We start from the raw sequence: 16,497 nt of genomic DNA on the forward strand, positions 1-16,497 counted from the left end.
AGCATCCATTGATGTCACTTGTCGATCTGTTCAGCCTAAGCGACAGCGAACAGGCCCTGCTGTTGCAGGGTCAGCACAGCCACGGGCTGATGCTGCTGTCGGTGGTTATCGCTGTGCTGGCCTCCGGCTTCGCTTTCCAGCTGGCCAGCCTGGTACGGGTTGCCGGCACCGCGTGGATGCGCCGGTCTGCCCTGCTGTCGGGCTCGCTGACTCTGGGTGGCGGCATCTGGGCCATGCATTTTATCGGCATGCTGGCCTTCGAGCTGCCCGTGCCGGTGTACTACGATCCGCTGATTACCTCGTTGTCCATGCTCCCGGCGGTACTTGCCTCGTGGATCGTCCTGCGCCTGCTGTCACAACAGCAGATCAGCCTGCGCGAAATCGTCATCGGCGGTGTGCTGATGGGCGTCGGTATTGGCGCGATGCACTACAGCGGCATGCTGGCCCTGCGCAGCAGTGCCCAGTTGAAGTTCGACCCCCTATGGTTCCTGCTGTCGCTGCTGGTGGCGCTGGGCATGTCGATGCTGGCACTGTGGCTGCGCTTTGGCCTGAAGCAGCGCTTTGGCCTGAGCCATCTGCTGACAGTCACCCTTGGCGGTATCGGCATGGGGCTGGCGATTGCCTCGATGCACTACACCGGCATGGCCGCTGTCCGCTTTATTGGCAGTGACAGCCTGCCGGTGCCGGCCAGTGTGCCCGACCGCACCGTACTGGCACTGGCGATCGCCATGCTGATGCTGGCCCTTGGATTGGTGGTCGGGGTGATCAACGGCATACTGCGCTACCGTTACCTGCTGGGCAAGATGCAGGCCAGCGAGAACCGCCTGCGGGCCATGGTGGATACCGCCGTCGACGGCATCATCACCATCAACGCCCAAGGCCTGATCGAGTCATTCAACCACTCAGCCGAGCGACTGTTCGGCTGGAGCGCCAGCGAGGTGATCGGCCGCAATATCCGGATGCTGATGCCGGAGCCCTACAGCTCAGGGCATGACCAGTACCTGCAAAACTACCTGAGCACCGGACAGGCACGCATCATCGGCACCGGCCGCGAAGTCACCGCCCTGCGCCGGGATGGCAGCCATGTGCCGATCCGCCTGGCGATCGGCCAGATGCGTATTGATCATCGCCCGCTGTTTGTCGGCTTTGTCACCGATATCAGCGAACGCAAGGCGATCGAGCAGTCGCTGCGTGACAGTGAGCGCCAGTACAGCTCGCTGATCGCCAATATCCCCGGCGTGTCCTTCCGCTGCCTGCCGCAGCGGGACTGGCAGATGCTGTTTATCAGTGACGCGGTGGAGCAACTGACCGGCTGGCCAGCCGCAGGCTTCATGGACGGCAAGAGCTTCGCCGAGGTGATCTATCCGGGGGACGCCGAGGCGGTCTATGGCGAGGTCATGGCACGGCTGGCGAAACGCGAGCAGTACCATATCGAATACCGCATCATCCGCCGCGACGGCAGTCTGCGCTGGGTCTCGGAAAGCGCCAGCGCGATCTACGACGCCTCCGGCAAACCGGAATGGATTGACGGAGTAATACTGGACATCACCGAGCGCCGCGAGATTCTGCAGCAACTGCAGCAGGCCAAGGAACGTGCCGAACAGGCGGCCGCCGCCAAGGGCGCCTTCCTCGCCAATATGAGCCATGAAATCCGCACGCCGATGAATGCCATCATCGGCTTCAGCGAGCTGCTGCTGGATACACCACTGCAACCCACACAATACCGGCACCTGCACACCGTGCACCGCTCGGCCCGCTCACTGCTGGGCCTGCTCAACGACATTCTGGATACCGCCAAGCTGGAGCGCGGTGCCCTGGAGCTGGAGCAGCAACTGTTAGATCTGCACGGCCTGTGCACTGAACTGCTGGAGATCCTGCGGCTGCAGGCCGAGAACAAGGGGTTGCGTATCCACCTTGACTACCAGGCGGCGGAACAGGGGCTGCTCGGCGATCCGCTGCGCCTGCGACAGATTCTGACCAACCTGCTGGGTAATGCGGTGAAGTTCACCGAGCAGGGTGAGGTGCGCCTGCGGGTCAGCGAGGCCGACGGGCAGTTGCGCTTCGATGTCGAGGATACCGGTATCGGCATTCCCGCCGAACGCCTGGAGCGCATCTTTGAGCCCTTTGCCCAGGCCGATGCCTCGATGAGCCGGCGCTTTGGCGGCACCGGGCTGGGTACCACCATTGCCCGCCAGCTCAGTGAACTGATGGGCGGCAGCCTGAAAGTGCGCAGCCAGCCAGGGGTTGGCAGTTGCTTCAGTCTGTGTCTGCCGCAGACCACCCAGGCCTGGCAGGCGCCACTGGGCAGCGCCACCAGCCTCAGCCTTCCCAGCCTGCGGGTGCTGTGTGCCGACGATGTCGAGGAAAACCTCGAACTGCTGCAACTGACCCTGCAGCGTGCCGGACATCAGGTCAGTCTGGCACGCAACGGTCAGCAGGCCTGCGCACTGTTTGCCCGCCAGCCCTTCGAGCTGGTGCTGATGGACGTGCAAATGCCGGATATGGACGGGCTCGACGCCACCCGGGAAATTCGCCGGATCGAAGCCGCGCAGGGGCGCAGCCGCACGCCGGTGATTGCCCTGACCGCCAGCGTGCTTGACCACGACCGCCAGGCCGCACGCGACGCCGGTATGGACAGCTTCGCCAGCAAGCCGCTGGACTGGCCGCAGCTGCAGGAAGAAATCGGTCGATTACTGGGTGTCAGCCAGACCACCCTCGTCAGCCCTGCGCGTGGGATCGACAGCGACTCCACTGCAGTCATCGACTGGGCGGCCGGCGAGCGCCGTTGGGGCGACCGTCAGCGGCTGTTGGCCGCCTTGCAGGGTTTTGTCCGACAAGCGCAACAACAATTGACGGCATACCTCAGTCAGCCGCCGCAGAACCAGCCCGACAACCTTGCCGCCCTGCTGCACCGCCTGCGCGGCAGCGCGCTGAATCTGGATGTGCCACGCCTGATCCGTTGCCTGACCAAGCTGGAACAGCAACTGCAGGTGGCCCCCGATATGCCGGTGTCACTGCAGCCGCTACAGGCCGCCCTGGAGGAACTGCAACAGCAGTTGCCGGCCGACCTGCAGGATTCCCGGCCCACCGCCAGTGCCGCCACTCCGGCACACTGGCAGCAACTGCAACAGGCGCTGCAGCGCGGCGAGCTGGATCAGGCTTTGCAAGCGCAGCTATTGGCAACACTTGAAGCACCACAGCGCCAGCAACTGGCCAGCGCACTGGATGACTTCGATTTCGAGCGGGCACTGGCCCTGATCAATGACTGGCGCAAAACCAGCGGAGAGACCCCCGATGCAGCACGCTGATAGCCGACCGACCCTGTTGCTGGTCGATGATGAGCCGACCAACCTGCACGTGCTGCGGCAGATACTGCAGGAGGACTACCGCCTGCTGTTCGCCCGTGACGGCCAGCGTGCCCTGCAGCTGGCCAGCGAGGAGCAGCCGCAACTGATCCTGCTGGATGTGATGATGCCCGGCCTGACCGGACTGCAGGTTTGCCAGCAGCTCAAGCAGAATCCGCAGACCCGCCCGATTCCGGTGATCTTCGTCAGCGCACTGGGCGATGTCGAGGATGAGAGCCGTGGTTTCGAGGCCGGTTGTGTCGACTACATCAGCAAGCCGGTCAGCCCGACGATAGTGCGTGCGCGGGTGCGTACCCACCTGTCACTGGTACATGTCGAAGAGCTGCGCGAGACCCGCCTGCAGATTGTCCAGCGTCTGGGTCTGGCCGCCGAGTACAAGGACAACGAAACCGGTCTACATGTGATCCGCATGAGCCATTACTCACGGATTCTGGCGCTGGCTGCCGGGCTGTCCGACGCCGCCGCCGAGGAACTGCTGAACGCCGCGCCCATGCATGACATTGGCAAGATCGGCATTCCCGATGCGGTACTGCGCAAGCCCGGTAAACTCGACGAGGCGGAGTGGGCAGTGATGAGCCAGCATGCGGAAATCGGGGCGCGGATCATCGGCGAACACCCCAGCGGACTGCTGCGAATGGCTCGCAGTATCGCCCTCTGTCACCACGAGAAATGGGATGGCAGCGGCTACCCGCACGGCCTGTCAGGTGAGGACATTCCCCTTGAGGCACGGATTGTGGCCATTGCCGACGTCTTCGACGCGCTGACCAGCGAACGTCCGTATAAGGCCGCCTGGTCGGTGGACGACGCCATCGCGCTGATTCAGCGTGAGGCCGGCAAACACTTTGATCCGGCGCTGGTCGCGCTGTTTCTTTCCGAGTTGCCGGCGATTCTCGAGATCAAGGCACGTTGGGCCGAGGAAACGGCCGTACAAACAACGGGCGGTCAGATTGCAGAGTAGTCTTGTCATTGAACTCAAACCCCAAAAGCAAACAGTTTCCGGACATGTCCGCAGATCAGCCAGTGCTTGCCCACCCCGGTCCTTCACCGGAAAATACCCGATGCCAACCACCCCAGAGAACTGTCATGCTCAAGCTGCTGCCACTACTGATGCTGTCGAGTACCCTGGCATTGGCCGAGCCCCGCACCCTCGACTGGCTGGATCTGCTGCCCGATGACGATCTGCAGGCGCTGCTCGATATGCCTGAGATCGAGCATGACTGGGCCGAGGAAGCCCCCGGTACTTTCGAGCAGAGCCTGCGCCAGAGCGACGCCAACCTGCCAGCGGTGATGTACTCGACCCGGGTGATTGCCGAACTGGATGGCCAGCAGGTACGTATTGCCGGCTTTCCGGTACCCTTGCAACAGGATGGCAATGGCCGTTACACCAGTTTCTTTCTGGTGCCCTACGCCGGCGCCTGCATCCATGTACCGCCACCACCGCCGAACCAGATTGTACTGGTCGATTATCCACAGGGTCTGGCAATCGACAGTCTTTACGATGCCTTCTGGGTCAGTGGCCAGTTGCACACCGAGCAAAGCAGCAACGAGCTGGCGGATGCCAGCTATCGTCTGACAGCACAGCGGGTATGGCTCTACGACGGGGACTGACCTGCAGGCTCTCCCCCGCTTGGGTGCTGGCATGACGGCAAGGCTGCAGTATGCTGGCCACTGGATATGATTTTTCAAGGAGTCGTAATGGATATTGTTCTGGGTATGGCCGGATTGTTGGTCGTAGTACTGTTTTCCCTGCGCCGCTGGCTGTTGCGGCGTGAAATTCCCCAGCAGCAGGCCATGGACTTCAACGGCGAGTTGTACCGGGTAGGCAATGCGGCGATTGCCAGACGTCACTGTACGCAGGCACACACCAGCGTGATCGTGATGCCCGGCTTTATGGAAAACTTTCTGTATTTCACCGAGTTCTATTCTGACCCGGATATCGAACTGATACTGCTGACCAGCAGCGACTATCATCTGCCAGTCAACCACCCACGCTTCAGCAAGGCCGACTGGGCAAAACCGGCTGACTACCCTGCAGGCACCATCGCCAGCGATGCACATATGCTCAATCTGGCCCTTCAACACCTGTGCAGTTGCGAGCATATACGGGTGCACGGCCACTCCCGTGGCGGGGCCGTCGTGCTTGAGGCCGCGCGTCAGCGGCCTGACCTGTTCGAGTCCGTCGAAGTGTTACTGGAGGCTCCGGTACTGCCCCAGGCCAAGCCGCGCATGCAGCTTTCAGCTCTGCTGCTGTGGGCTTTGCCGCTCCTGCTGCCACTATGGCAACAGCAACCGATCAACGCGCGTAACCGTCCCCTGTGGGGGTCGCTGGATAACCCGCGAAAGCGTGAACTGATCATGGGCACCCCTTTCAACCCGCGTAATGCAGCGATCATGCTGACCAACCTGCGTGATATGCATAACTGGACACACAATACCGGCACAGATGTTTTCCAGCATGTACGGCGCGGTGCGATTCTGGTGCCGGATGCCGACATGATTCTGGATACGCACAGCATGCGCAGCAGTGCCCAGCAGGCCGAAAATCTGCAACTGATCGACGTTCCCGGTGGTAGCCATTTCGTCATTCCCGATTACCCGGACAGCATTCCACCGGTAAGCCAATGAACTTCCAGTTTGCTGCCATAGGCACAGTGCATTCGTGCTTCCACGAGAAATTTGCCATCCCCCGGCAACCGCAACTGGCACCGGCGGCACGTGGCCATATCGAACTGTATCCCCCCTACAACCAGCCACTGGCGTTGCAGGGCCTGGAACAAAGCAGTCATGTCTGGGTACTCTTTGTCTTCCACCGCGCCGGCAGCGGCCCTGAGCACCTGCGGGTGCGGCCGCCACGCCTGGGTGGCAACCAGCGTATCGGCGTCTTTGCCAGCCGCTCGACTCACCGCCCCAATCCGATTGGCCAATCGGTAGTGCAGCTGGACGGTATCAGCCCCGAGGGTCATCTGCTGATTTCCGGGCTGGACCTGCTCGACGGCACCCCGGTGTTGGATATCAAACCCTATATCCCCTATGCCGACAGCCTGCCACACGCCCATAACGCATTGGCCGAGGCGGCTCCCACGCCAGTACCGGTGGACTGGACAGCCTCTGCCTTGCAACAAGCCAAAGCCGAAGCCCGGCGCCTGCAACAACCGCTGGTGGAACTGATCGAACAGTGTCTGGCGCAGGATCCAAAGCCGGCCTACCAGCAACCTGAGCCCGAACGTGAATACGGCGTGCGCTTCTGGGACATCAATGTGCGCTGGCACTACCCCGATCCCGAACGGATTTGCGTGCTGTCTGTGTTGCCGAACTGATCGCCATCCCAGCCCGTTTGCCAGCGAGCGCATAGCTACCATCGACAAAGCCACGACCGCTATACTCGAGCGACGTCCAAACAGGCCACTCTTGCCATGCTAGAGCCTCAGCATCACCGTCAGTACCGGGATTGCCAGCTGGCAGCCCAATGACAGCCTGGAATCGCTGTTCCGCCGTGCGGATCAGGCCCTGTACCAGGCCAAATCGGCAGGCCGCAACCGGCTGGAGTTGTGGAGTGTCCAGATGGAGAACGACAACGCATGAATTTTTCCCTGGGCCATGTAGTGCTGTTGATGCTCGCCGCCCTGCTGCTGTACTGGATCTGGCGCGGACTTGGGCTGCGTGACCGTGCTCTGGCGCAGGTCCGCCAGCACTGCAACAAGGCTGACGTGCAGCTGCTGGATGAGAGCATTGCCTTGAGTCGCTTGCGTATTGCCCGTGATGGCGCGGGACGTATCAACCTGGTGCGGCGCTATATTTTCGAATTTACCGTTACCGGCGAGCGCCGTTACACCGGCTTTATCGAACTGCATGGCAATCGTCTGCTGCGCATCGAGCTGGCACCCCACCCGTTTCCCGGTGGCCCGCCCGAGGATGACAGCCACAAGGTGGTGCGCCTGCATTGATCAGACTGCCGACCCATTCGTTCCACGTGGAACCCGACGATGCCTCCCGCTGAGCCTCTGCATGATATTCCTGCCTGGCTGATCGCAGGCCCCCTCGGCGCTGGCAAAACCAGCCTGCTGCGAGCCCTGCTGGCCCAGCGACCGGCCGGTGAACAATGGGCCATCCTGATCAACGAGTTTGGTCAGCTGGGCGTGGATGCCGCCCTGCTTGGGCCGCAGGCCGAAGGCGTGCAGCTTGCCGAGATTCCCGGCGGCTGCATCTGCTGTGTTAATGGCCTGCCACTGCAGGTGGGACTGACACGGCTGCTGCGCCGCGCACGTCCGCAGCGGCTGTTTATCGAGCTGTCCGGCCTCGGCCATCCGCAACCACTGCTGAAACAACTGACGCAGCCGCCGTGGGACAAGGTACTCAGGCTGCAGCCACTGCTGATGGTGGTTGATGGGCCGGCTCTGCTGTCCGGCCAACCACTGCCGGAGTCCCAGCAGGATGTACTGCCACAGGCCGGGCTGCTGCTGATCAACAAGGCAGAAACACTCGATCCAGCGCAGCGCCGGCAGCTGCAACAGCGCTTGCCTGCACTGCCAGCGCTGTTCTGCAGCCATTCACAGATAGCCCTGGGGCAACTGCCTGACAGCCCTGCGCAAACCACCTCGCGCAGCCCGACAGCCCTGCCGCTGATACTTCCGGCTGTGCAGACGCAACCAGCAAGCGACTGGCAACAGCTGTCATCTGCCGAGAGTCTGGCCTGGCGCATCGCCGCCGGGCATTGCTTTAGCCAGGCACGCCTGAACGACTGGCTGGGCAGCAGTGGCTGGTTGCGCGCCAAGGCGGTGGTGCATACCGATCAGGGTTGGCAGAGCCTGAATGCATTACCGGGCAGCGGCCTGCCCTGGCAACCGCTGGCAGCACGTGAAGACAGCCGTATTGAGCTGCTCGGGGGTGACCTGCGCGAGCATGCCGAGCAGCTCGATGCCGGCTTGCGGAAGGCCCTGATCAGCCAGTAAGGTAGGCTCTTTTTCGGAGCCTGCCATGCGTCTGCCCCTCTGCATCCTGCTGCTGTGCCTGTTACCGCGCCTGTTGCTGGCCGAGGCCTGCCTGATCGAGTCGACAGATGACGGGGTAGCCATTCGCATGTGCCAGCAGAACCTGAGTATTCCGCCTCAGCTGTTCCGTGACAGCTTCTGCCAACCGCAGATTCACCAGCGTGAATTCAGGGTCGACATGCTAGAGAGTTGCCCTGACGGCGCCTATGGAATTTGTCAGCAGGCCAGCAGTGAAGGTGTTGCCTACCATCAGTCGATTCACTACTACAGTGATCCGGATGACGCACCCTACCTGAAAGTCTGGTGTGAACAGCACAGCCAGGGCAGCTGGCTGGAACCTGAAGCACAGCAGCCTCAATAGGCTGGCGGCGCCTGCTGCAGAAGTGGGTCCAGCGCCAGACGGTCGCCAACCCCGATACCCAACCGACTTATGCTGCCGGCCGGCAACTCCAGCACGAAGCGCAGCGGCTGCTGCGCCTGATAGACCGGACAAGGCATCTTCAGGCAAGGCGGAACCTCGATAAACAGCTGGCGCACCACGCCCTCGGCATCCACATACAGCAGATCCAGACTGATCAGCATATTACGCATCCAGATCGCCGGCCGAGTGCCCTCGGGGAAGTCAAACAGCATGCCGCTATCGGCTGCCAGTGTTTCGCGTCCCATCAAACCCTGGCGGCGACTGTCGGGGTCATTCACCAGTTCGAGATCAAACAGCTGACCGCCAAGCATCAGTTGCATGCGCTCCGGCTGAGCTGCGTGAACACATGACACAAATGCCAGCGTGCACCACAGGGCAACCCCGCTGATCAACCCCCGCACAGATTTCAAGCCTGCTTTTCCGGCCGTTTCCAGCCGGCAATATTGCGCTGGCGGGCACGTCCGACAGCCAGTGCACCAGCCTCGACAGTCTGGGTAATGACCGAGCCGGCAGCGGTTGTCGCTCCCTCACCCACTATCACCGGGGCCACCAGCGCGGTGTTCGAACCGATAAAGGCACCGGCACCAATCTCGGTACGAAACTTGTTCACACCATCATAGTTGCAGGTGATGGTGCCGGCGCCAATATTGGCGCCGGCACCCACATCGGCGTCGCCCACATAGGACAGGTGATTGATCTTGGCTCCGGCACCCACATCGGCTTTCTTGGTTTCGACGAAATTGCCGATCCGGGCTTTCTCCTGCAACCGGGTTCCCGGCCGCAGACGGGCATAGGGGCCGACATCACACTCGGCGCCTATCTGCGCCCCTTCGACATGACTGAACGCATGAATACGTGCGCCCGCACCAATGCTGCAGTTCTTCAACACACAGTTGGGGCCAATACTGGCCCCATCGGCAATGCTTACCTGACCTTCGATGACTACATTGACGTCAATCAGGATATCCCGGCCGACCGTCAGTTCTCCGCGCACATCAAAACGTGACGGATCCAGCAGCGTTACTCCTTGCAGCATGACAGCGTCGGCCATCCGCTGCTGATAGACCCGTTCCAGTACCGCCAACTGCTGGCGGTTGTTGGCACCCATTACCTCTTCCTCGTCACCGGGTTGGGCAACCACCACACTGGTCCCGGAGTTCACTGCCATTGCCACAACATCAGTGAGGTAATACTCACCCTGGGCATTGTCATTCGACAGTGCATTTAACCAATCGCCGGCATACCGGCCAGGAATCGCCATGATGCCGGTATTGCCCTCATGGATTCGTAACTGCTCTGGGGAGGCATCCTTTTGCTCAACAATCGCCCGCACAGCCCCACCCGCATCACGCACAATCCGCCCATAACCAGTCGGATCCCGCATATCCACGGTCAACAGGCCCAGCTTGTCATTCCCTGCTTGTGCACTGAGCCGCTGCAGGGATTCAACACGCAGCAACGGCACATCACCGTAGAGCACCAGTAACTGGTCCGCTGCCTGGATATGCGGCAGCGCCTGGGCCACAGCATGTCCGGTACCAAGCTGTTCACTTTGCAGTACCCAGTTCACATCCGCGGCATCCAGTTGTTCGCGCACCTGCCCGGCACCATGCCCAATGACCACATGTATCTTCTGCGGTGCCAAGGCCCGCGCCGCATCCATTACATGCCCAAGCATCGGCTTGCCAGCCACCGGATGCAGCACTTTGGGCAGCGCGGAACGCATGCGGGTACCTTGTCCGGCGGCAAGAATGACAACATGAAGATTCATCGGAGGTCCTTTCGCAGATAGAGGAAGCTGGGGAGGAATGATAGCAAAGCTGCAAGCGTAATCAGGATGATGTTTGTGCGGTCGGGGTCAAATGGATTGTCTGAATAAACAGAAAGATATCCGGGAACCCGGTCAGCTTACAGCTCGAGGCTTATAGCTTGCCGCTAAAGAAAAAGGCAGCCAAGGCTGCCTTTTTCGCGACTTACCGGTTATTGAGCGCCGGTCCGCCGTATTTCTTGCGAAGTTCCTGCACGGTGCGAAGCTGGGCGGCGGCTTCGGCGAGACGGGCAGAGGCCGAACCGTAGTCGAACTCGGCGCCTTTCTCGTTGAGGGCCTTTTCCGCAGCCTTCTTGGCTTCGATGGCAGCCGCCTCGTCGATGTCACCGGCACGGATAGCCGTGTCGGCAAGCACCTTGACCATGTTCGGCTGAACTTCCAGGTAGCCACCGGAGATGTAATACACCTCTTCAGTACCATCCTGGCGGATCACCCGAACCGGGCCCGGCTTGAGGTCGGTCAGCAGCGGCGTGTGACCGGGCAGAACGCCCAGATCACCCATGTTGCCATGGGCCACGACCATCTCGACCAGACCGGAGAACAGCTCTTCTTCCGCGCTGACGATATCGCAGTGCACTGTCATAGCCATAATCTTGCCTCGGTTTTGCGCCCGCCTGCGCGGGCGCTACCCATTACATTTTCTTCGCTTTCTCGATTGCTTCGTCGATGGTGCCGACCATGTAGAACGCCTGCTCTGGCAGGTGATCATATTCGCCGTCGAGAATGCCCTTGAAGGCACTGATGGTTTCTTTCAGCGGTACGTACTTGCCCGGTGCACCGGTGAAGACCTCGGCCACGAAGAACGGCTGGGACAGGAAGCGCTGCATCTTACGTGCGCGAGCCACCAGTTGCTTGTCTTCTTCGGACAGTTCGTCCATGCCCAAAATGGCAATGATGTCCTTCAGCTCCTTGTAGCGCTGCAGAACATACTGGACACCACGGGCAGTATCGTAGTGCTCCTGACCGATAACCAGCGGATCCAGCTGACGGCTGCTGGAATCCAGCGGATCTACTGCCGGGTAGATACCCAGCGAAGCGATGTCACGGGACAGTACCACGGTCGCATCCAGGTGGGCGAAGGTAGTGGCTGGCGACGGGTCGGTCAGGTCGTCCGCAGGTACGTATACGGCCTGGATCGAGGTGATGGAGCCGGTCTTGGTGGAGGTGATACGCTCCTGCAGAACGCCCATCTCTTCAGCCAGGGTCGGCTGGTAACCTACTGCCGACGGCATACGGCCGAGCAGTGCAGATACTTCGGTACCGGCCAGGGTGTAACGGTAGATGTTGTCGATGAACAACAGTACGTCACGGCCTTCGTCACGGAACTTCTCGGCCATGGTCAGACCGGTCAGGGCCACACGCAGACGGTTGCCCGGCGGCTCGTTCATCTGACCGTAAACCAGGGCTACCTTGTCCAGTACGTTGGAGTCCTTCATCTCGTGATAGAAGTCGTTACCTTCACGAGTCCGCTCACCCACACCGGCAAATACGGAATAACCGCTGTGCTCGATGGCGATGTTACGGATCAGCTCCATCATGTTAACGGTCTTGCCTACACCGGCACCACCGAACAGACCCACCTTGCCGCCCTTGGCAAACGGGCACATCAGATCAATTACCTTGATGCCGGTTTCCAGCAGCTCGTTGGAGCCTGATTGTTCAGCATAGGACGGCGCTTTGCGATGGATTTCCCAACGCTCTTCCTCACCGATGGGGCCAGCCTCATCGATCGGATTGCCAAGAACATCCATGATACGACCCAGAGTCTTGATGCCCACCGGTACCGAAACTGCCTTGCCGGTATTGGTGACTTCCAGGCCACGCTTGAGACCCTCGGTGGTACCCATTGCAATGGTACGCACCACGCCATCACCCAGCTGCTGCTGGACTTCCAGGGTCAGACCCTCGTTGGCGGATACCAGCAGGGCGTCATACACCTTCGGCACGTCTTCGCGGGCAAATTCCACGTCGATAACAGCGCCGATGATTTGAACGATACGTCCGCTACTCATTAGTTGGTTCCTCTCGAAATTTGAAACCTTGACCGTTAAACCGCGGCGGCGCCGCCGACGATTTCCGAAATTTCCTGGGTGATCGCAGCCTGACGTGCCTTGTTGTAGATAAGCTGCAGATTGTTGATCAGCTCACCGGCATTGTCAGTCGCGTTCTTCATTGCGATCATCCGCGCTGCCTGTTCACAGGCATTGTTCTCGACCACCGACTGGTACACCTGCGACTCGATATAGCGAGTCAGCAGACCATCCAGCAACAGCCGCGCGTCCGGCTCGTAGACATAATCCCAACGCTGCTGTTTCTCTCCGAGATTCTCGGAAGCAACCAGCGGGATCAGCTGTTCGACCTTCGGCTGCTGCACCATGGTATTGACGAAACCATTGGACACCAGATACAGGCGATCGATACGGCCTTCATGATAGGCATCCAGCATCACCTTGATGCTGCCGATCAGATTGTTCACCGACGGGTCTTCACCCAGATGACTGATCGCTGCCACTACATTGCCGCCAAAACTGCGGAAGAAGCTGGCACCCTTGGTTCCAATCACGCAGAGGTCGTTTTCCACGTTCTGGTTGCGCCATTCCTTCATGCTCTGTACCAGCGCCTTGAACAGGTTGGTGTTCAAGCCGCCACAGAGGCCACGGTCGGTACTGACCACGATATAACCAACCCGCTTGACCGGACGCTCCAGCATGAACGGATGACGGTATTCGGGGTTGGCATTGGCCAGATGGCCGATCACCTGCCGGATACGCTCGGCGTAGGGACGGCTTGCAGACATGCGCTGTTGTGCCTTGCGCATCTTGCTGACCGCCACCTTTTCCATGGCGCTGGTGATCTTTTGCGTACTTTTAATACTCGCAATCTTGGTGCGAATCTCTTTTGCGCCTGCCATGTCACACCTTTCAGGTTAGCCCTTGGCCGGGAGGCACGAAGCGGGGCATGCACGCATGCCCCGCACTCGGCTTACCAGCTTTGGGTTGCCTTGAAGTTTTCGATGCCAGACTTGATACCGGCCTCGATCTCGTCGTTGTAGTCGCCGCTCTGGTTGATCTGCTTCAGCAGATCCGCCTTTTCGCGCTTGAACCAGGCCAGCAACGCCTTCTCGAAGGCACCTACCTTGTTCAGTTCGACATCGGTCAGGAAGCCCTTTTCCGCGGCATAGATGCTGATGGCCATTTCGGCGATCGACATCGGCGCATACTGGTCCTGCTTCATCAGCTCGGTGACGCGCTGACCATGCTCCAGCTGCTTGCGGGTAGCTTCGTCCAGGTCCGAGGCGAACTGGGCAAAAGCCGCCAGTTCACGGTACTGGGCCAGCGCGGTACGGATACCGCCGGACAGCTTCTTGATGATCTTGGTCTGGGCCGCACCACCGACACGGGATACCGAGATACCGGCGTTGACCGCCGGACGGATACCCGCATTGAACAGGTTGGACTCAAGGAAGATCTGACCGTCAGTGATCGAAATCACGTTGGTCGGTACGAAGGCGGAAACGTCACCGGCCTGGGTTTCGATGATCGGCAGCGCGGTCAGCGAGCCGGTCTTGCCCTTCACTTCACCGTTGGTGAACTTCTCGACGTAGTCCTCGGATACACGCGAAGCGCGCTCGAGCAGACGGCTGTGGAGATAGAACACGTCACCGGGATAGGCTTCACGGCCCGGCGGGCGGCGCAGCAGCAGGGAGATCTGACGGTAGGCCACAGCCTGCTTGGACAGATCGTCATAAATGATCAGCGCGTCTTCGCCACGGTCACGGAAGTATTCACCCATGGTGCAGCCGGCATAGGGAGCCAGGAACTGCAGGGCCGCCGGATCGGAAGCCGATGCCGCTACCACTACGGTGTGCGCCAGGGCATCGTGCTCTTCGAGCTTGCGTACCACGTTGGCGATGGTCGACTGCTTCTGACCAATGGCGACGTAGATACACTTGATGCCTGAGCCCTTCTGGTTGATGATCGCGTCAACCGCCATGGCGGTCTTGCCGGTCTGACGGTCACCGATGATCAGCTCGCGCTGGCCACGGCCAATCGGGATCATAGCGTCAACCGACTTGTAGCCGGTTTGTACCGGCTGGTCGACCGACTTACGCCAGATCACGCCCGGAGCTACCTTTTCAACAGCGTCGGTAGCAGTGGCGTTAATCACACCCTTGCCGTCGATCGGGTTACCCAGGGCGTCAACGACGCGACCCAGCAGCTCCGGACCTACCGGCACTTCCAGAATACGACCGGTACACTGGGCAGTCATGCCCTCGGCCAGGCCCAGGTAGTCACCCAGTACCACTGCACCGACGGAGTCCTGCTCCAGGTTCAGTGCCATACCGTAAACGCCACCGGGGAATTCGATCATTTCGCCGTACATCACATCGGCCAGGCCGTGGATGCGAACGATACCGTCAGATACGCTGACGATGGTGCCGACATTGCGAGCCATGGAGCTGGCATCGAGGTTCTCGATGCGCTGCTTGATGATTTCGCTAATTTCGGAAGGATTCAGTTGCTGCATGCCATGTCCCTCAAATCAGGATTTCAACGTTTCGGCCAGCTTGGCAAGTTTGCCGCGTACCGAACCGTCGATGACCAGGTCACCCGCGCGCACCACCACACCGCCAATCAGCGCCGGGTTGATGCGTACTTGGGGCGTTACTGTGCGATCCAGCCGCTTGCTCAGCGCGGTCGACAGTGTTTTCAGTTGATCGTCATTGAGCTCGAAAGCGGACTCCACCTCGACTGCAATGCTGCGATCGTGCTCCGCCTTGAATTGCTCGTAGAGCTCGGCGATTACCGGGATCAATGGCAGACGATCGTTTTCGGCCAGGGTCCGGACAAAGTTGCCGAACGCCTCGTCAATACGACCTTCGCACACCATGAGCAGGTCATTAGCCTTCTGCTCACGGGTCAGAGCCGGGTTGCTTACCCTCTGGGCAAAAACTTCATTGTTCGCCGCCGCTGCTGCCAGTCCCAGCATGCCGGACCAGGCATCCAGGGCAGAGCTCGCAGATGCATGTTCGAATGCAGCTTTTGCGTAAGGCCGAGCCAGCGTGTTGTTGGTAGCCATCGCTCGCCTCGCTTAGAGTTGTGAGGCCAGTTTTTCGACCAGCTCAGAATGGACCTTGGAATCAACCTCGGACTGCAGGATCTGCTCGGCACCCTTGATTGCCAGAACGGCAACCTCGGCACGCAGTTGTTCCTTGGCACGATTCACTTCTTGCTCGATTTCAGCCTTGGCGGCAACTACCAGGCGTTCACCTTCGGCGCGGGCCTGCTGCTTGGCTTCTTCGATGATCTGGTTGGCGTTCTTGTTCGCCTTGTCCAGGATCTGGGCCGCCTGATCCCTGGTTTCACGCAGAGTGTTGGTAGCTTTTTCCTGGGCCAGGCTCAGGTCACGCTGAGCACGACCGGCCGCATCGAGACCTTCGGCGATTTTTTTCTGGCGTTCGGCCATGGCTGCGGTAATCGGCGGCCATACGAACTTCATGCAGAACCAGACAAAAATAGCGAAGGCAATCGTTTGACCAAACAGCGTCAGATTAATGTTCACTGCGATTTACCTCATGCTATTTCGTTGTTGCGGTGATGACGAAAATGCTGGCAGGGCGCCCATGGGTGCCCTGCCAGCGAGGAAATCGTCGAATCAACCAGCCAGGCCAGGGGCAACAACGAAGATCAGGTACATCGCGATACCAACACCGATCATCGGAACGGCGTCAAGCAGACCGGCCATGATGAAGGTCTTGGTTTGCAGCTGCGGAGCCAGTTCCGGCTGACGGGCAGTGGATTCCAGCAGCTTGCCACCCAGCAGGGCGAAGCCGATACCGGTGCTCAGAGCGCCCAGACCAATGATGATGGCGGCAGCGATGATTACGAGTTCCAT

18 protein-coding genes are annotated in these 16,497 nt (G+C 60.2%); 9 read left to right on the plus strand and 9 right to left on the minus strand.

The features are described 5' to 3' along the window. Positions 1 to 11: 11 nt before the first annotated feature. From BMZ23_RS06910 to BMZ23_RS06950, 9 genes are all read left to right on the plus strand, one after another. A complete protein-coding gene (locus tag BMZ23_RS06910) occupies positions 12 to 3,308 on the plus strand; it encodes a PAS domain S-box protein (protein WP_093474552.1) in 3,297 nt (1,098 codons plus the stop codon). Next, on the plus strand, positions 3,295 to 4,323 hold the full coding sequence (locus BMZ23_RS06915) for a response regulator (RefSeq protein ID WP_093474556.1): 1,029 nt from the start codon (positions 3,295 to 3,297) through the stop codon (positions 4,321 to 4,323). Before BMZ23_RS06910 ends, BMZ23_RS06915 begins: the two co-directional genes overlap by 14 nt. Positions 4,324 to 4,448: 125 nt before the next feature. Then, positions 4,449 to 4,973 carry a DUF3299 domain-containing protein gene (locus BMZ23_RS06920; RefSeq protein WP_093474559.1) on the plus strand — a complete coding sequence of 175 codons (525 nt, stop codon included), beginning with the start codon at positions 4,449 to 4,451 and terminating at the stop codon, positions 4,971 to 4,973. 87 nt (positions 4,974 to 5,060) lie between these two features. Further along, positions 5,061 to 5,990, plus strand: a complete 930-nt coding sequence (locus tag BMZ23_RS06925) for an alpha/beta fold hydrolase (RefSeq protein ID WP_093474562.1) — start codon at positions 5,061 to 5,063, stop codon at positions 5,988 to 5,990. Beyond that, on the plus strand, positions 5,987 to 6,682 hold the full coding sequence (tsaA, locus tag BMZ23_RS06930) for a tRNA (N6-threonylcarbamoyladenosine(37)-N6)-methyltransferase TrmO (protein WP_093474565.1): 696 nt from the start codon (positions 5,987 to 5,989) through the stop codon (positions 6,680 to 6,682). The genes BMZ23_RS06925 and tsaA overlap by 4 nt, the downstream gene beginning before the upstream one ends. Positions 6,683 to 6,794: 112 nt before the next feature. Continuing rightward, positions 6,795 to 6,947, plus strand: coding sequence for a diguanylate cyclase domain-containing protein (locus BMZ23_RS06935; RefSeq protein WP_093474737.1), 153 nt, complete (start codon positions 6,795 to 6,797; stop codon positions 6,945 to 6,947). Further along, positions 6,944 to 7,309 carry a DUF3301 domain-containing protein gene (locus tag BMZ23_RS06940; protein ID WP_093474568.1) on the plus strand — a complete coding sequence of 122 codons (366 nt, stop codon included), beginning with the start codon at positions 6,944 to 6,946 and terminating at the stop codon, positions 7,307 to 7,309. The genes BMZ23_RS06935 and BMZ23_RS06940 overlap by 4 nt, the downstream gene beginning before the upstream one ends. A 39-nt stretch (positions 7,310 to 7,348) precedes the next feature. Continuing rightward, positions 7,349 to 8,314 (plus strand): CobW family GTP-binding protein, encoded by a 966-nt coding sequence (locus BMZ23_RS06945; RefSeq protein ID WP_093474571.1) that lies wholly within the window; start codon positions 7,349 to 7,351, stop codon positions 8,312 to 8,314. A gap of 25 nt (positions 8,315 to 8,339) precedes the next feature. After that, positions 8,340 to 8,714, plus strand: a complete 375-nt coding sequence (locus tag BMZ23_RS06950) for a hypothetical protein (protein ID WP_093474573.1) — start codon at positions 8,340 to 8,342, stop codon at positions 8,712 to 8,714. On the opposite strand, the gene BMZ23_RS06955 is transcribed toward BMZ23_RS06950, so the two are convergent. From BMZ23_RS06955 to atpE, 9 genes are all read right to left on the minus strand, one after another. Next, positions 8,708 to 9,094 (minus strand): DUF192 domain-containing protein, encoded by a 387-nt coding sequence (locus BMZ23_RS06955; protein ID WP_093474576.1) that lies wholly within the window; start codon positions 9,092 to 9,094, stop codon positions 8,708 to 8,710. The two genes, BMZ23_RS06950 and BMZ23_RS06955, sit on opposite strands and share 7 nt — an antisense overlap. An 86-nt stretch (positions 9,095 to 9,180) precedes the next feature. After that, the gene (gene glmU, locus BMZ23_RS06960; protein WP_093474579.1) at positions 9,181 to 10,545 is read right to left on the minus strand and encodes a bifunctional UDP-N-acetylglucosamine diphosphorylase/glucosamine-1-phosphate N-acetyltransferase GlmU; all 1,365 of its coding nucleotides are present in this window, start codon (positions 10,543 to 10,545) and stop codon (positions 9,181 to 9,183) included. A gap of 202 nt (positions 10,546 to 10,747) precedes the next feature. Beyond that, positions 10,748 to 11,191: a F0F1 ATP synthase subunit epsilon gene (locus BMZ23_RS06965; RefSeq protein WP_093474582.1), complete on the minus strand. Its 444-nt coding sequence runs from the start codon at positions 11,189 to 11,191 to the stop codon at positions 10,748 to 10,750. 43 nt (positions 11,192 to 11,234) lie between these two features. Next, positions 11,235 to 12,614, minus strand: coding sequence for a F0F1 ATP synthase subunit beta (gene atpD, locus BMZ23_RS06970; protein ID WP_093474585.1), 1,380 nt, complete (start codon positions 12,612 to 12,614; stop codon positions 11,235 to 11,237). Between the two features lie 35 nt (positions 12,615 to 12,649). Further along, entirely contained in the window at positions 12,650 to 13,513 is an 864-nt protein-coding gene (gene atpG / locus BMZ23_RS06975; protein ID WP_093474588.1) for a F0F1 ATP synthase subunit gamma, read from the minus strand. A 71-nt stretch (positions 13,514 to 13,584) separates the two neighbouring features. Further along, the gene (gene atpA / locus BMZ23_RS06980) at positions 13,585 to 15,129 is read right to left on the minus strand and encodes a F0F1 ATP synthase subunit alpha (RefSeq protein WP_093474591.1); all 1,545 of its coding nucleotides are present in this window, start codon (positions 15,127 to 15,129) and stop codon (positions 13,585 to 13,587) included. Positions 15,130 to 15,144: 15 nt separating this feature from the next. Further along, complete coding sequence (locus BMZ23_RS06985) at positions 15,145 to 15,681, minus strand: F0F1 ATP synthase subunit delta (protein WP_093474594.1); 537 nt, start codon at positions 15,679 to 15,681, stop codon at positions 15,145 to 15,147. A 12-nt stretch (positions 15,682 to 15,693) separates the two neighbouring features. Further along, on the minus strand, positions 15,694 to 16,164 hold the full coding sequence (locus BMZ23_RS06990) for a F0F1 ATP synthase subunit B (RefSeq protein ID WP_093474597.1): 471 nt from the start codon (positions 16,162 to 16,164) through the stop codon (positions 15,694 to 15,696). Positions 16,165 to 16,257: 93 nt separating this feature from the next. Beyond that, positions 16,258 to 16,497 (minus strand): F0F1 ATP synthase subunit C, encoded by a 240-nt coding sequence (atpE, locus tag BMZ23_RS06995; protein ID WP_093474600.1) that lies wholly within the window; start codon positions 16,495 to 16,497, stop codon positions 16,258 to 16,260.

Source organism: Halopseudomonas yangmingensis (genome assembly GCF_900114825.1).
GTDB classification, from domain to species: Bacteria; Pseudomonadota; Gammaproteobacteria; order Pseudomonadales; family Pseudomonadaceae; genus Halopseudomonas; species Halopseudomonas yangmingensis.

What these genes read in the sequence shown, in the direction of transcription:
- BMZ23_RS06955 (WP_093474576.1), bottom strand. Translation starts at nt 9,094, where the DNA reads ATGCAACTGATGCTTGGCGGTCAGCTGTTTGATCTCGAACTGGTGAAT.
- BMZ23_RS06950 (WP_093474573.1), top strand. Translation starts at nt 8,340, where the DNA reads ATGCGTCTGCCCCTCTGCATCCTGCTGCTGTGCCTGTTACCGCGCCTG.
- BMZ23_RS06920 (WP_093474559.1), top strand. Translation starts at nt 4,449, where the DNA reads ATGCTCAAGCTGCTGCCACTACTGATGCTGTCGAGTACCCTGGCATTG.
- atpE (WP_093474600.1), bottom strand. Translation starts at nt 16,497, where the DNA reads ATGGAACTCGTAATCATCGCTGCCGCCATCATCATTGGTCTGGGCGCT.
- BMZ23_RS06945 (WP_093474571.1), top strand. Translation starts at nt 7,349, where the DNA reads ATGCCTCCCGCTGAGCCTCTGCATGATATTCCTGCCTGGCTGATCGCA.
- glmU (WP_093474579.1), bottom strand. Translation starts at nt 10,545, where the DNA reads ATGAATCTTCATGTTGTCATTCTTGCCGCCGGACAAGGTACCCGCATG.
- BMZ23_RS06915 (WP_093474556.1), top strand. Translation starts at nt 3,295, where the DNA reads ATGCAGCACGCTGATAGCCGACCGACCCTGTTGCTGGTCGATGATGAG.
- atpG (WP_093474588.1), bottom strand. Translation starts at nt 13,513, where the DNA reads ATGGCAGGCGCAAAAGAGATTCGCACCAAGATTGCGAGTATTAAAAGT.
- atpD (WP_093474585.1), bottom strand. Translation starts at nt 12,614, where the DNA reads ATGAGTAGCGGACGTATCGTTCAAATCATCGGCGCTGTTATCGACGTG.
- BMZ23_RS06965 (WP_093474582.1), bottom strand. Translation starts at nt 11,191, where the DNA reads ATGGCTATGACAGTGCACTGCGATATCGTCAGCGCGGAAGAAGAGCTG.
- BMZ23_RS06925 (WP_093474562.1), top strand. Translation starts at nt 5,061, where the DNA reads ATGGATATTGTTCTGGGTATGGCCGGATTGTTGGTCGTAGTACTGTTT.
- BMZ23_RS06985 (WP_093474594.1), bottom strand. Translation starts at nt 15,681, where the DNA reads ATGGCTACCAACAACACGCTGGCTCGGCCTTACGCAAAAGCTGCATTC.
- tsaA (WP_093474565.1), top strand. Translation starts at nt 5,987, where the DNA reads ATGAACTTCCAGTTTGCTGCCATAGGCACAGTGCATTCGTGCTTCCAC.
- BMZ23_RS06910 (WP_093474552.1), top strand. Translation starts at nt 12, where the DNA reads ATGTCACTTGTCGATCTGTTCAGCCTAAGCGACAGCGAACAGGCCCTG.
- atpA (WP_093474591.1), bottom strand. Translation starts at nt 15,129, where the DNA reads ATGCAGCAACTGAATCCTTCCGAAATTAGCGAAATCATCAAGCAGCGC.
- BMZ23_RS06940 (WP_093474568.1), top strand. Translation starts at nt 6,944, where the DNA reads ATGAATTTTTCCCTGGGCCATGTAGTGCTGTTGATGCTCGCCGCCCTG.